Below are 13,507 nucleotides of genomic sequence, written 5' to 3'. Positions count from 1 at the left end.
CATCACGACCTAGGATCACGGCTATGATCACCAAGCCGTTCTGAGCCAATCGCGTTCGGCGAGGTTGAATACGGCTTCGCACTGTTTCTTCGTGAGCCCGGAATCGAGCTCCGCGTGGGTTTGCCCGGGGCGACGACTGATACCGACGATCGCCCAGCCGTTATTGTTCAAACCATCCACGACAGCGGTTTCCGCCGATGAGGCCATATTAAAACGGGTGCGATACCAGTCGGGCTTGCGCTTCATCTCAAACTCAAAGGAGTGCATCTGCCGGAACGAGCCATCAGGGTAAAGCACGTGGAGAGGCGCCCGATAGTAGTAATAGAACGTTGAGCCTGAAGATTCGCTTTCTCGCCTTTCAGTGCGGCAATGATAGACCTGCCCGACCAGCGCTGGGTAGTAGTCGATCCAGCCATTCTTCCAGGCGGTGACGATTCGTCTGCGTCGTGCTAGGGCGCTGGAGATCGAGTAGACCGCGACAACGACGAAGATCATTCCAACGATGAAAAAGACCGTATCCGTGAGACGGAGACTGTCGGCCGTTGCAACCCCTCGGCGAAGTTTGCTGAGAATCAGCATGAGACCAATAGCGGCGAAGACGGCACCGAAGAACCCAACGACCAGGAAGATAATCATACGACCCGGCAGGTCCCGAGCGTAAGGCTGCGGACCCGCTGCCTTTATTGCTTCAAAGGCCCCACTGTTATCCCGCATCGGGTTGGGGGTGGAGTAGTAGCGTTCGCCCCGTTCAGGCACCAGTGGAGTATCGACCCCCGAGTTGAATTTCAGTGTGGTGCGCGGCATGCGCGTTGGCTGAGTCATGGTTCGACCCCTCGTCGCTGTCAGCTAGACAATAACCCTGGACTCTGTATATTAGCCGTCTTTGGCGTTGACAGCCTCGTGGCGCTGACTATCCCCGGTGGTGGTGCCCGTGTGGCTGGCGTTGCCACCGCTGTAGCGGGACTTCAGTGCCCACAGGAATCCGGTGGCGGCGGTAGAGAGGCCGGAGCCGATGACGTGCAACGGAACGGACCAGCGAGGCACACCCAACCAGTACTGCATGATGCCAATGGCAGCCTGCACGATAATCGCGGCAATAACCCAGTAGGAAGCAGTCTTGATGCGGCGCTCAAGATTCAGAGCAAAGACGCCCGCCAACAGGCCGATCGTGAGCCCCAAGTATAGGTACATAAAGCCAGCGTGGATGTGTGCCATATCGATCAGAGGCACCTGCAGTCGGTGCTCCGGCAAAATAGCCTCATCGCCAGCATGGGGACCCGCGCTGGTAACCAAAGTGCCGGTCATAAGCACCACTGCCAAGCTAATCGCAGAGCCATCAGTGAGGATGCGCAACGGTCGGGGCATCAGCGGCTGCATTTCGCCGTCATCGGGTTCGCCGATTCGCACAACTAGTTTGGCGGCCAGGAATACCAGCAGCATGCTCGGCAGGAAGTGCAGCGCAACCATCCACCACATGAGATCCATGTGGACAGTGATTCCACCAATTACAGCCTGGGCGATAATGCCGATTCCCTGGACGAAAGCCAGGTGGAGGATTGAGGAGCGGCGCGCGGCTCGCACTACCGCAATGAAGCATATGAGGCAGGCGATGATCAGGACGAACGTCAGCGTTCGGTTGCCGAACTCAATCAGTTGGTGAATCCACGGAGCCGAACCCGGCACGGGAAGTAGCGATCCTGGGTGGCACTGAGGCCAGGTGTCACATCCCAGGCCGGAACCTGTCACGCGCACCAGTGATCCAGTGAAGGTGATTCCCGTCTGGCAAGCCAGCAGGATGATGGCAAATAGACGCTGACGGCGGATAGTCGGCGCGGTGACGGGGCGGGGGAAACCGAATTTGCGGTCTGCTGCATAAACGAATGCGTACAGCTTCAGCAGCGCCTTGACGAAGGGATTACTCTCCTCCGTGGCGCGTCGTTTCATAGTCTCAAGCACGCCTTAAGACTAACGTAAGCCCATGTCGCGGGGCTAATTGCCTAAAACCGAAATGTGCTAGTCGCTCTCCATGGTGAAGCGGAAGAATTTTAGCGCGAGGCCAGTGCCTACAACCGCCCATGCCAGCAGGCTCGCCAGCGCAACAAGGTTGCAGCCTCCGTTTTCGACTGCCGTGTGAAAACCCTCCATCAAAGCTACCGAGGGGACGGCCATAAGGAATCCATTGACGTTCTCGCCGGCGGGTGTCGTCATGGTGGCGTACACCGCTGCACCCAATAATACGAACCAAATCGTATTGCCCAGCGCCAGCACCAGTTCAGAGCTGAGAGTGCCGCCAAGAAGCAGCCCCAGGCTTGTGAAGGCTGCCACGCCCACCACCGCGGTCAGCAACGCCGCTGGAAATCCAACGATGTCCGGGCGCCAGCCCAGGGCGAAAGCTGCGATAGACAGAACCAGAACCTGCAGCAGTACCACAATGCATACGGCCACTACCTTCCCGGCGATCAGCGCCCACGTCGGCACACCTGCAGCGCCGATGCGTTTCAGGGCACCATAGCGGCGGTCGAAGGCTACGGCGATGGCCTGTCCGGTGAAACCGGCGCCCATGAGGGCAATCGCCAGCGCCATGGGGAAGATACGGGTCACAGCGTGGGATGCATCATCGCCGGGAACCAGCGTCAAACCAATAAGCAGTCCCAACGGAATGACCATAGAGAGCAGTTGCTGCTCGCCGTGGCGCAAGAATAGCAAGGATTCGATCTTGGCCTGTGCCTTTACAATGTCAAAGGATTTGGCCTGTTGCGGCGCCGGAGCGAAGAACCCGGGTTCGAAGCGGCTGGTGCTATTCATGAGCGAATGTCCTTTCCGGTGATAGAGAGGAACACGTCCTCCAGCGACTGTCGGTTAACTACCAGCTGGCTAATCATCACTCCCAGCTCAGCGAATGCTGCGGCAACGTCGGCAATCGTCTGCGGAGAAAACTCCGGGGCCTCTAGCTTGAAATGTCGGGGCCGGATTTCGTCCACTGTCAACTGTGCTTGTGTGTGCTTGGCAATGGCCGCGGTGACGTCGGGGAGTGGGGCGTCGGAATCAACCTGAACGGAAAGCCACGCAGCCGTAGAATTCGGGTCGTGGTGTGAAGTCATTTCCTCCGGTGTGCCTGCTGCAACCACCCGTCCGGAGTCGATAATGACCACCTGGTCGGCCAGCGCTTCGGCTTCATCCATCAGGTGCGTGGTCAAGATGACAGCCACACCGTCACGCTTCAGGGAAGCTACGAGATCCCACACCGCCAGTCGGGACTGTGCATCGAGCCCCGCCGTGGGTTCGTCGAGGAACACCAGCTCCGGACGACCGACCAGCGCACAGGCGAGACTGAGTCGTTGTTGTTGGCCACCCGAAAGGCGCCTATAGGGTGTCTTCTCGTGGCCCTTCAGGCCGACGGTCTGGAGCAACCATTCCGGATCCAAGGGATTCTTTGAATATGACGCCACCAAACGCAGCATCTCTCCCACGCGGATACCGGGATAAGCGCCGCCACCTTGCAGCATCACGCCGATGCGGCTGCGAACCTCGTCCGAGTGAAGCGCCGGATCCAGACCGAAGACTCGAATACTTCCTTCAGTGGGTTGAATAAAACCCTCGCACATCTCGACGGTCGTGGTCTTGCCGGCGCCGTTGGGGCCAAGTAGTGCGAGCACCTGGCCGGCAGCGAGATTGAAGCTGAGGCCGTTGACCGCGTGGCGATCGCCAAAAGTTTTGACGACATCGCGGAGTTGCAGTATGGGCTCGCTACCGGGTGCCTGTGAATCAGGTCCTGTTGTCATGTAGAGAGAGTCTAGTCCGCTGGCGGTGTATTACGTAGCGTCGCCACTGTTCGTCAGAAGTGCCGTCGCGAATCGACATGGCTTCCGCCAGGTCTGCGTTTCCACCCGCCAGCCACCTCATAATTGACACCACTACCAAGAAGAACACCAGGCTCATCAGGTAGATGTAAATGACGGTTGAGGTCGGAAGCGATAAACCCCGGGGCAGGATAAAGAAGCTAAAGACCACTGAGTAGATAATGGCGGTGAGGTGGAACGCCCGGCGATTTGCCCAGGCCGCAAGCGGGAGAATCGCCCATAGGAGGTACCAGGGGTGTACGACGGGGAAGAAGAGCACCAAGATGAGGGTGGCCACTCCCAAACCGCCCACGGAGTGAATACGCCCGCGGAATGCGGCCCAGAGCATACGCACCACCCAAAAGCCGCCCACTAGCAATCCCAAAGTACGGAAGACAACTAGGGAGGAGTCAATGTGATCTCCGAGCCCCAGGACTCCGCCCAGCGCACCTGAGGCTAGGCCGAGGGAGGTGGTGATGGACATCCAGGAGATGATCTCTGCAGCTCCGCCTTGGGAGGTGATCCAGCCAAAGCCCACACCAGTGAGCAGAGACATCACCACTGCGGCCGTCGCGGAGACCGCCACAGCAACCGCGGCGGCGGTGCACAGATCGACAAGGCGACCGCCAAACCAACGCGCCAGCGCTGCACCGGCAAATCCCAAACCGATCAGCGCGGTGACCTTCACCATGCCAGCCATTGTGATTAGTACGAATCCGCCGATGATGAGGATCCAACGACTAGTAAGGGGGCGATCTTCCTTGTCCACCCCGCGCAAGACCAATTCCATGCCAGCGAGGAGCAGGCCGATCAACGCGGCCTCGTTATGGATGCCGCCAATAAGGTGGAGGATCGCCAGTGGGTTAAGTACGCCCAGCCACAGCGCCGCACCACTGGACACGCCACAGCGGCGCGCCAAACGCACGAGTGCCCAACCACTCAGAGCAAGACCCAAGATGGCCACGAGGCGGTGCAGTACGATGCCGAGAATGATCGAGTTACCTGTGAGCATGGAGATCACTTCTCCATAGCCCAGGGCGACCGGCCCATAGGGCGCAGGGGAGTGTGCCCACATCAAAGGCACGGAGCGAGCCAGGGGATCGTCAATTCCCAGCAAGTCAACCGGGCCTCCGCCGTAAGGATCCCAGCCTTTGGCAGCGATGGCTCCTTGTGCGAGGTAGGAATAGATGTCCTGAGTAAACAGTGGCGGGGTGAACATCAACGGGCTGACCCACACGAAGAACGTGCGCCAATACGTGCGCACGGGAATCGGGTGGTTCGGCCTACCGGGGGTGGAGACAGCGAAACGCAGCAGTAAGAGCCAGCCGTAGACCAGGAACCCGATGCCTACGAAAACCATGACGGTGGTGGAGTGCAGCATTCTCGCCAAAGTGTTCACACCGGGGAAATCCCAATAGGGATTGTGAACCACGGGAAAGGCGCCGGCGCCAAGCCCTCCGACGGTGATCAGCATCGTGCCCAGGGCGCCCAAGAAGACGGCGACGTAAAGCCTCATGGACAGGGCACGGTTGAGTGGTTGGAGCTGTACAGCGCTTTCCGGAGCGTTGTCGCCCTCGGATTCAGAGTGCAGCTGAGCTGAGCGCGATCCCGCGAGGCCGAGTTGAGGCAATTGTTCCCTGAACCTCCGCCACGGTCGCAAGAAGCGGGTACCGCTGGAGTTAGCCAGGGTGTCCGGTGCGTCCGAAGTGGGGGTAGTCATAGGTGGGAATTCTACCGAAGGTCGTGGGAAATTCTCCTTAGCCATGGCCGTGACCAGCACCACAGAGCTAATTGAGCTATGTCACAGCGATGTGTGGCAACTAAGGCAGGGTTACCTTAGTAGACAAGACGGAATATTTACGACACACTTTTGTTGTCTAATCATGTAGGCACATTTTTAGTCGTTTAGTCGCACTGACTGGTCGCACAGACTAGTCGCACCGACGCACACTATTCGCGACAGAAGGAGGTATAGCGTGGCACGGACATCTGAGGAACGCTCATCGCAGCCAACCACAGAGCGTGACACGCGGCACCGCATTTTGTTGCACGTGCTGCGTCACGGTCCGGTGAGCGCATCGGACATTAGCGAGGCGTTTGGCCTAAGCGCCGCCGGCGTTAGGCGTCACTTAGACAACATCGTGTCAGACGGCCTCGCCGAGGTCGTCGAAGCGCCTCGCTCCGGGCAACGTGGACGGCCTGCCAAGCTGTTCCGGCTTACCGACGAAGGCCGGGCGGAGTTTGGACATGATTACGACACTCTTGCCTTGCTGGCACTGCGTGCCCTCCGCTCTGCGGGTGGGGAAGAGGCGGTGGAGGATTTCGCCGCCCAGCGTGTGCATGACCTACTGAAGGACGTGCCGGACGCCGACGCAGATGTGGCTGCAAGGGCTAAGGCCATTGCCGATGTGCTCACCGAGAGAGGCTATGCAGCCACTGTCGATAGTGCAGGCGGTGGCGTCCAGATTTGCCGTCACCACTGCCCGATCCAAGATGTCGCTCACGAGTTCCCAGAACTGTGCGCGGCGGAGCACCGAGTGGTCGCAGAGCTTCTAGGTCAGCACACTCAACCGTTGGCAACAATTGCCGACGGAAACGGTGTCTGCACCACTCATATTCCGCTTAGAACCATTGCCCCTTCCCCCAAGAAGGAAAGTTAAACCATGACTCAAGCTGCACAAACACCTGAAACCAAACCCCAGACAGACGAAGAGATCATTGATTCCATCGGCGCGTATGGCTATGGCTGGCACGATTCCGATGCTGCCGGCGCCTCTGCCCGCCGTGGTCTTAATGAGGATGTCGTCCGCGATATTTCCGCAAAGAAGAATGAGCCGGAGTGGATGCTGAAGCGTCGCCTGAAGGCTCTGGAGATCTTCGACAAGAAGCCGCTGCCGACGTGGGGTGCGGATCTTAGCGATATCGACTTCGACAACATTAAGTACTTTGTTCGCTCCACCGAGAAGCAAGCTCAGACCTGGGATGATCTGCCGGAGGACATTAAGAACACCTACGACAAGCTGGGCATCCCGGAGGCTGAGAAGCAGCGTCTCGTGGCTGGCGTGGCCGCGCAGTACGAATCGGAGGTTGTTTACCACCAGATTCGCGAGGATCTCGAGAGCCAGGGTGTGATCTTCGTTGACACGGATACCGGCCTGCGGGACTACCCGGAATTGTTTGAGGAATACTTCGGCAGTGTCATCCCCGCCGGCGACAACAAGTTCTCCGCTTTGAACACCGCAGTGTGGTCCGGTGGTTCCTTTATCTACGTGCCGAAGGGCGTACACGTAGATATTCCGCTGCAGGCTTATTTCCGTATTAACACCGAGAACATGGGCCAGTTCGAGCGCACCCTGATCATCGTCGACGAGGACGCTTATGTCCACTACGTCGAGGGTTGTACCGCTCCGATTTACAAGACCGATTCGCTGCACTCTGCCGTCGTGGAGATCATTGTGAAGAAGGGTGGCCGCTGCCGCTACACCACGATCCAGAACTGGTCTAACAACGTCTACAATCTCGTCACTAAGCGCACGAAGTGCGAAGAGGGCGGCACCATGGAGTGGGTCGACGGCAACATCGGCTCCAAGGTCACAATGAAGTACCCAGCGGTATGGATGACCGGCCCGCATGCAAAGGGCGAGGTTCTTTCCGTGGCCTTCGCTGGCGAGGGACAGTTCCAGGACACGGGTGCAAAGATGGTGCACATGGCTCCGCACACGAGCTCGAACATCGTGTCGAAGTCCGTCGCCCGCGCTGGCGGCCGCGCCGCTTACCGCGGTCTGGTGCAGGTGAACAAGGATGCCCACCACTCGGCGTCGAACGTTGAGTGTGATGCGTTGCTGGTCGATTCCATTTCGCGTTCGGATACATATCCGTACAACGACATTCGCAACGACCATGTCACGCTCGGCCACGAAGCCACGGTCTCCCAGGTCTCCGAGGATCAGCTGTTCTACCTGATGTCCCGCGGCATCGAGGAAGAGGAGGCTATGGCGATGATTGTCCGTGGCTTCGTCGAGCCCATTGCCAAGGAGCTGCCCATGGAGTATGCCCTGGAACTCAACCGTCTTATCGAACTGCAGATGGAAGGATCGGTGGGTTAAACCAAATGACCACCCCACTAAACGAAACCGAAGCGACAATCACGCCCGTCAAGGCTGGTACGAGCCACCAGACCAAGGGCGACCGTTTCACCTCTTTCTCGGCTGCGGACTTCGCCGTTCCGCACGGTAAGGACGAGGACTGGCGCTTCACCCCGTTGCGTGAACTGCGCGGCCTGCACGATGGGAAGGCTAAGGCTGGCAAGCGCGCCGCTGTCGCGGTCGATGTGGCTGATAACGACGCCCCCAGCGTGGCTATCGAACAGCTCCAGCAAGGCGATGAGCGTCTCGGTCGCGCGGGCGCACCCGTGGATCGTGCAGCGGCACAGGCTTGGGAAAACACCCAGGAGGCCGATTACCTGCGCATTACCAAGGATGCTGCATTGCAGTCTCCGGTAACCGTCACCATCGACGGTCCCGGCGAGGACGAGGTCTCCTACGGCACCCTCGTCGTCGAGCTTGAGTCGCACGCCGAGGCAGTGGTGTTCGTCCGTTATGAGGGTTCCGGTGCTCACTCCGACAACGTGGAGTTTGTTGTTGGCGATGGTGCGAAGTTGACCACCGTGGTCTTCGAGGATTGGAACGACGACGCTGTACACCTGTCGAACTCCCATATTCAGGTCGGTCGCGATGCGGTTGTGCGCCACTACTACGCAGCCTTCGGTGGTCACGTAGTGCGTTCTGTTCCACACGTGCGTTACACGGACACCGGCGGTGACGCAGAACTGCTGGGACTGTACTTCGCCGATGCCAACCAGTATTTCGAGCAGCGTCTGTTGGTGGATCACTCTATCCGCAACTGCCGCTCCAATGTGTTGTACAAGGGTGCTTTGCAGGGCGAACCGGAAAAGGGCAAGGACGCCCGCGAGGCTCGCACGGCATGGATCGGTGACGTATTGATCCGCCCAGATGCAACCGGTACCGACACCTACGAAAAAAACAACAACCTGCTGCTGACCTCCGGCGCCCGCGCCGACGCAGTACCAAACCTGGAGATCCAGACGGGTGAAATCGTTGGCGCCGGCCACGCTGCTACGGTGGGTCGCTTCGACGACGAGCACATGTTCTACCTACAGTCCCGCGGTATTGACCCGGCCAGCGCCAAAATGCTGATTGTCCGTGGTTTCTTCACCGACGTCATCAAGCGCATCCCGGAGGAACAGATCCGGGAGCTGCTCGAGGACAAGGTCGAGGCAGAGCTCCAGCACACCGTTCTTTAACCCCACCGAAGAAGTTACTTCCCAAAACCCATAGAAAGCTTTTACACACCATGAGCACTTTGGAAATTAAGAACCTGCACGCGCAGGTTGTCCCGGCCGACGAGAACGAGGATCCGAAGCCGATCCTGCACGGCGTCAACCTGACCATCAACTCCGGTGAAACCCACGCCATCATGGGCCCGAACGGTTCCGGCAAGTCCACCTTGTCCTATGCCATTGCCGGCCACCCGCGTTACGAGATCACCGAGGGTGAGGTGCTGCTCGATGGCGAGAACCTGCTGGACATGGAGGTTGACGAGCGCGCTCGTGCTGGCCTGTTCCTGGCGATGCAGTACCCGACCGAGGTACCGGGCGTATCCATGGCGAACTTCCTACGTTCCTCCGCCACAGCCGTCCGCGGTGAGGCTCCGAAGATCCGCGAGTGGGTGAAGGAAGCCCGCGCAGCAATGGAGGAGCTATCCATCGATCCTTCGTTCTCTGAGCGTTCCGTGAACGAGGGCTTCTCCGGTGGCGAGAAGAAGCGTCACGAAATCCTCCAGCTGGGTCTGCTGAAGCCGAAGTTCGCCATCTTGGATGAGACCGACTCCGGCCTGGATGTCGACGCCCTGCGCGTCGTCTCCGAGGGTATTAACCGCTACAAGGAGCGCGAGAACGGTGGCGTGCTGATGATCACCCACTACCAGCGCATCCTTAACTACGTAAAGCCCGAGTATGTCCACGTGTTTGCCAAGGGCCGCATCGTGGAAAGCGGTGGCCCGGAGCTGGCTCAGCAGCTGGAGTCCGAGGGCTACGAGAAGTTCGTATAACGACTTCCACCTCCGCGCTCCTCGCCACGCCCGCCTTTTCTTTCCCTACAACCTTGCTCGGCCAAGCTTGACCTGGCAGAAAGTGTGAACTTGTGAGTTCAAACGGTTCCCTGGACACCGCGAAGATCCGCAGCGACTTCCCGATCCTGTCGCGCACTGTGCGCGATGGCAAGAAGTTGGTCTATCTGGATTCCGGCGCCACCGCGCAGCGACCTGTGCAGGTGCTCGATGCGGAACGGGAATTCCTGACCACCCACAACGCCCCTGTGCACCGTGGTGCCTACGAAATCGCGGAGGAGGCCACGGAGGCATACGAGTCCGCGCGAGAGGCTATAGCGGCCTTTGTTGGAGCAGAGGATCGCGAGATCGCGTTTACCAAGAATGCTACAGAGGCCTTGAATGAGGTCGCCTATATGTTGGGCGACCCAAGGTCGGGGGAGCTGCAGGTCAGCGCTGGCGATGAGATCGTCGTCTCTGAGCTGGAGCACCATGCCAACCTGGTGCCGTGGCAGGAACTCGCCCAGCGTACCGGGGCTACGTTGAAGTGGTACTCGGCCACCTCAGACGGTCGAATTGACCTCGATAGCCTTCAATTCAGCGAACGCACCAAGGTCGTGGCGCTAACGCACCAGTCCAATGTCACAGGTGCTGTTTTGGACGTGGCCGAGGCCGTGCGACGCGCCCGCGCTGTGGATGCCATCTTTGTATTGGACGCATGTCAGTCCGTGCCGCACATGCCCGTGGATTTCCATGAGCTAGATGTAGATTTCGCTGCATTCTCAGGCCACAAGATGCTGGGACCTAATGGCGTCGGCGTGCTCTACGGCAAGTCTCAGCACATGGATCAGCTACCACCTTTCTTGACCGGCGGTTCGATGGTGGAGAAAGTGACGATGGAAGGCACCACGTTCACCGAAGCTCCACAGCGTTTCGAGGCTGGAACGCAAATGACCTCACAGGTCGTCGGACTCGGTGAAGCGGTGGCCTACCTCAATGAACTTGGCATGGAAAAGGTTGCAGAGCACGAAGCTGAGATCACCGCCTACGCGCTCAAGCAGCTGCAGACCATCGACGGCCTCCGCATTATCGGCCCCACTGACACTCAGAATCGTGGTAGTGCGCTGAGCTTTGTCGTCGAGGGCATTCACCCGCACGACCTAGGCCAGGTTGTCGATGACCAGGGCGTATGTATTCGCGTAGGTCACCACTGCGCATGGCCGGTGCACACGTGCATGGGAGTACAGGCAACTGCCCGCGCTAGCTTCTACATTTACAATGACCTCTCGGAGGTCGACGCGCTAGTTGCGGCCATCGCAAAGGCACAGGAATTTTTCGGAACCGCATAAGGGGATCCACGGTCACATGAAACTAGAACAGATGTACCAGGAAGTGATCCTGGACCACTACAAGCACCCGCAGCACGCTGGCCTGCGCGAACCTTTCGAATCTGAGGTGCACCATGTCAACACGTCGTGTGGTGATGAGTTGACGCTGCGCCTGCACCTTAGTGAGGACAACCAGACCGTGGAGGATATCTCCTATGATGCGGTGGGTTGTTCCATCAGCCAGGCATCCACGTCCGTTATGGCGGAGGAATTGGCTGGCCGCCCGGTCGAAGAGGCCTTCGCCAAGCTCGCCGAGTTTGAGCGCATGGTGACTTCTCGCGGCAAGATCGAAGGCGACGACGACATCATCGGCGACGGTGTCGCCTTCGCGGGCGTATCAAAATACCCGGCACGGGTGAAGTGCGCTCTTCTCGGCTGGAAGGCCTTTGAGGCCGCCGCTACTGAGGCCGGCGTAGCCCCCGAAACCCACGACGCAGAGTAAGGAACCTACCATGACTGACAATGCAAACGCTGCAGAGCCCACCGCACCGGAGATGGATCCCTCGCCGCTGGACCAGGCTCCGCAGGGTCCCTCCGAGCGCAGCCCGGAAGACATGGCCATTGCTGGGAAGGTGGAAGAGCATCTGCTGGACGTTATCGATCCTGAGCTGGGTATCAACGTTATTGACCTGGGGTTGGTCTACGACCTCTGGATCGAGGACAAGAAGGCTGTGATGAACATGACCTTGACCTCCCCGGCCTGCCCACTGCAGGATGTGCTGGAAGATCAGGCACGCGATGCTGTACTGAGCAACGTCGAAGAGGTTACCGACCTGCAGATCAATTGGGTGTGGAGCCCGGCTTGGGGCCCGCACATGATTAACGAGGAGGGTCGCGAACAGCTGCGCTTCCTCGGTTTCACCGTCTAGCCCACACCGCTTGTGCCACCGACCACGGTTGGCAAAACAGCGGTCGCAGGAATTTGTGCCGCAGCCCCGCTCCCTTCCGCAGCGCCCACATTGTGCGTGCCACCGCTAGGCCATCCCGTCCGGTGAGGTACGCCAGCTGCCGACGTGTATCGAGTGCAAAGAAGTGCCCGAAGAAGTCCTGCAAGGTTTCCCCATCAGCTCGCGCAATCAGCTCCCCACCGATTTGTCGCAATGTGTAGGCGGCCCAACCGCCGAGCGGTCGATCGTCCAGGAATTCATCTACTGCCTCTAACGCATGGCCTAGCGAATAGCCCGTTGCCGGGTTAATGAACCCTGCAGCGGCACCGAATTTCTTTCCTTTGTGACGCCGCCGCGTCCCCATTGGAATCGACACCTGTTCTTCGCGTATCACCTGTTCCTCGGTGAGGCGTTTCCATGAGCACCGCTGAGCCAGCCGTTCCCTCAGAAGCGTGAATAATTCCTGCTGGCTGGCAGGATCTGCATTACAGTGCGTCGCCAGGATCGTTTCCTCAAACAGCCAGCCCTCGCTTGTGCGTTGGGCATAGAAGAAGCTGGGCGGGGCTGAGGGATCTTTCAGATCGGGGACGGCCCAATCCATGAGAACTCCGTTTGCTTTCGGGTGTGTGGGAGCGAAGTCAAAGTTATCGAAGGGGAAAAACCACCCCACCGCAAGCTGCCACAGAGCAACGTCTGTGCGCGGAGCACCGGTGCAATCAATGGCTGACATGCCGTCGGGGAGTGCCTCTGGAATGATCTGCACACCATACCTGTCTAGCGTCTCGACGACAGCTTCTTGATCGAGCATGCGGTTTGTGAAGCCAAGCACACGTTGTCTCGGCGGCGATCCCGCAGCGATTCCTAATGGCGTCGGCGGGCCAAATAGGGGGTCTGCCCAAGAAGGGATTTGTGGGGTGAACACTCCGTAGGTACCCGGAAATGGGGTAGGGCTGCCCACTGTAAAAGAGGGATCGTATGCAACAATTGAGAACCCACGTTGAACTGCTCGTATAGCAAGCAAAGCCGCAGCGGGGCCGAACCCTTTAAGTACTAGCTGCCGACCCACAGAAACTCCTTTCTGGAAGTGGAAATGTGGCGGAGATTACTGGGTTTACCCCCGAACTTACAGCACCGTCGTTTACTTATATTGTTCTAAGACACACCGCTAGGTTATCGAGAGAGCTACAACTATAAGAACTACCTAATAGAAACTAAAGTGGCCGTAGTTCAGGTTTAGGTTGAGTGTTTGGGGGACAGGTACCGCAGG

Annotated in this window: 13 protein-coding genes; 7 read left to right on the top strand and 6 right to left on the bottom strand. The window is 58.8% G+C overall.

What is annotated here, in order from left to right; translation table 11 throughout:
- Positions 1–27: 27 nt before the first annotated feature.
- The 5 genes from AC06DS_RS08030 to mptB form a co-directional block, all read right to left on the bottom strand.
- A complete protein-coding gene (locus AC06DS_RS08030) occupies positions 28–822 on the bottom strand; it encodes a hypothetical protein (protein WP_477100459.1) in 795 nt (264 codons plus the stop codon).
- A gap of 51 nt (positions 823–873) precedes the next feature.
- Positions 874–1,944 (bottom strand): COX15/CtaA family protein, encoded by a 1,071-nt coding sequence (locus AC06DS_RS08025; RefSeq protein WP_293791472.1) that lies wholly within the window; start codon positions 1,942–1,944, stop codon positions 874–876.
- A 69-nt stretch (positions 1,945–2,013) separates the two neighbouring features.
- Positions 2,014–2,805: an ABC transporter permease gene (locus tag AC06DS_RS08020; protein ID WP_477100458.1), complete on the bottom strand. Its 792-nt coding sequence runs from the start codon at positions 2,803–2,805 to the stop codon at positions 2,014–2,016.
- Complete coding sequence (locus AC06DS_RS08015) at positions 2,802–3,782, bottom strand: ABC transporter ATP-binding protein (RefSeq protein ID WP_293791470.1); 981 nt, start codon at positions 3,780–3,782, stop codon at positions 2,802–2,804. The genes AC06DS_RS08020 and AC06DS_RS08015 overlap by 4 nt, the downstream gene beginning before the upstream one ends.
- The gene (gene mptB, locus AC06DS_RS08010) at positions 3,766–5,559 is read right to left on the bottom strand and encodes a polyprenol phosphomannose-dependent alpha 1,6 mannosyltransferase MptB (protein WP_477100457.1); all 1,794 of its coding nucleotides are present in this window, start codon (positions 5,557–5,559) and stop codon (positions 3,766–3,768) included. The genes AC06DS_RS08015 and mptB overlap by 17 nt, the downstream gene beginning before the upstream one ends.
- 256 nt (positions 5,560–5,815) lie before the next feature.
- On the opposite strand from mptB, the gene AC06DS_RS08005 reads away from it, so the two are divergent.
- The 7 genes from AC06DS_RS08005 to AC06DS_RS07975 all read left to right on the top strand — a co-directional run bounded on the left by AC06DS_RS08005 (position 5,816) and on the right by AC06DS_RS07975 (position 12,222).
- A complete protein-coding gene (locus AC06DS_RS08005) occupies positions 5,816–6,499 on the top strand; it encodes a helix-turn-helix transcriptional regulator (protein ID WP_448307663.1) in 684 nt (227 codons plus the stop codon).
- Positions 6,500–6,502: 3 nt separating this feature from the next.
- The gene (gene sufB / locus AC06DS_RS08000) at positions 6,503–7,945 is read left to right on the top strand and encodes a Fe-S cluster assembly protein SufB (RefSeq protein ID WP_293791258.1); all 1,443 of its coding nucleotides are present in this window, start codon (positions 6,503–6,505) and stop codon (positions 7,943–7,945) included.
- 5 nt (positions 7,946–7,950) lie between these two features.
- On the top strand, positions 7,951–9,162 hold the full coding sequence (gene sufD, locus AC06DS_RS07995; protein WP_448307664.1) for a Fe-S cluster assembly protein SufD: 1,212 nt from the start codon (positions 7,951–7,953) through the stop codon (positions 9,160–9,162).
- 50 nt (positions 9,163–9,212) lie between these two features.
- A complete protein-coding gene (gene sufC, locus AC06DS_RS07990) occupies positions 9,213–9,968 on the top strand; it encodes a Fe-S cluster assembly ATPase SufC (protein WP_448307665.1) in 756 nt (251 codons plus the stop codon).
- Positions 9,969–10,060: 92 nt separating this feature from the next.
- Positions 10,061–11,314: a cysteine desulfurase gene (locus AC06DS_RS07985; protein ID WP_477100456.1), complete on the top strand. Its 1,254-nt coding sequence runs from the start codon at positions 10,061–10,063 to the stop codon at positions 11,312–11,314.
- 16 nt (positions 11,315–11,330) lie between these two features.
- A complete protein-coding gene (sufU, locus tag AC06DS_RS07980; protein ID WP_477100455.1) occupies positions 11,331–11,795 on the top strand; it encodes a Fe-S cluster assembly sulfur transfer protein SufU in 465 nt (154 codons plus the stop codon).
- 10 nt (positions 11,796–11,805) lie between these two features.
- Positions 11,806–12,222 carry a metal-sulfur cluster assembly factor gene (locus tag AC06DS_RS07975; RefSeq protein ID WP_293791253.1) on the top strand — a complete coding sequence of 139 codons (417 nt, stop codon included), beginning with the start codon at positions 11,806–11,808 and terminating at the stop codon, positions 12,220–12,222.
- Here AC06DS_RS07975 and AC06DS_RS07970 read toward each other — a convergent pair.
- Positions 12,212–13,048: a lycopene cyclase family protein gene (locus AC06DS_RS07970; protein WP_477100454.1), complete on the bottom strand. Its 837-nt coding sequence runs from the start codon at positions 13,046–13,048 to the stop codon at positions 12,212–12,214. The genes AC06DS_RS07975 and AC06DS_RS07970 overlap by 11 nt on opposite strands.
- Between the last annotated feature and the right edge of the window lie 459 nt (positions 13,049–13,507).

Source organism: Corynebacterium sp. TUM25015, from assembly GCF_056393505.1.
Note: the sequence above shows the minus strand (reverse complement) of the source record. Positions and strands in the feature narration are given on the sequence as shown.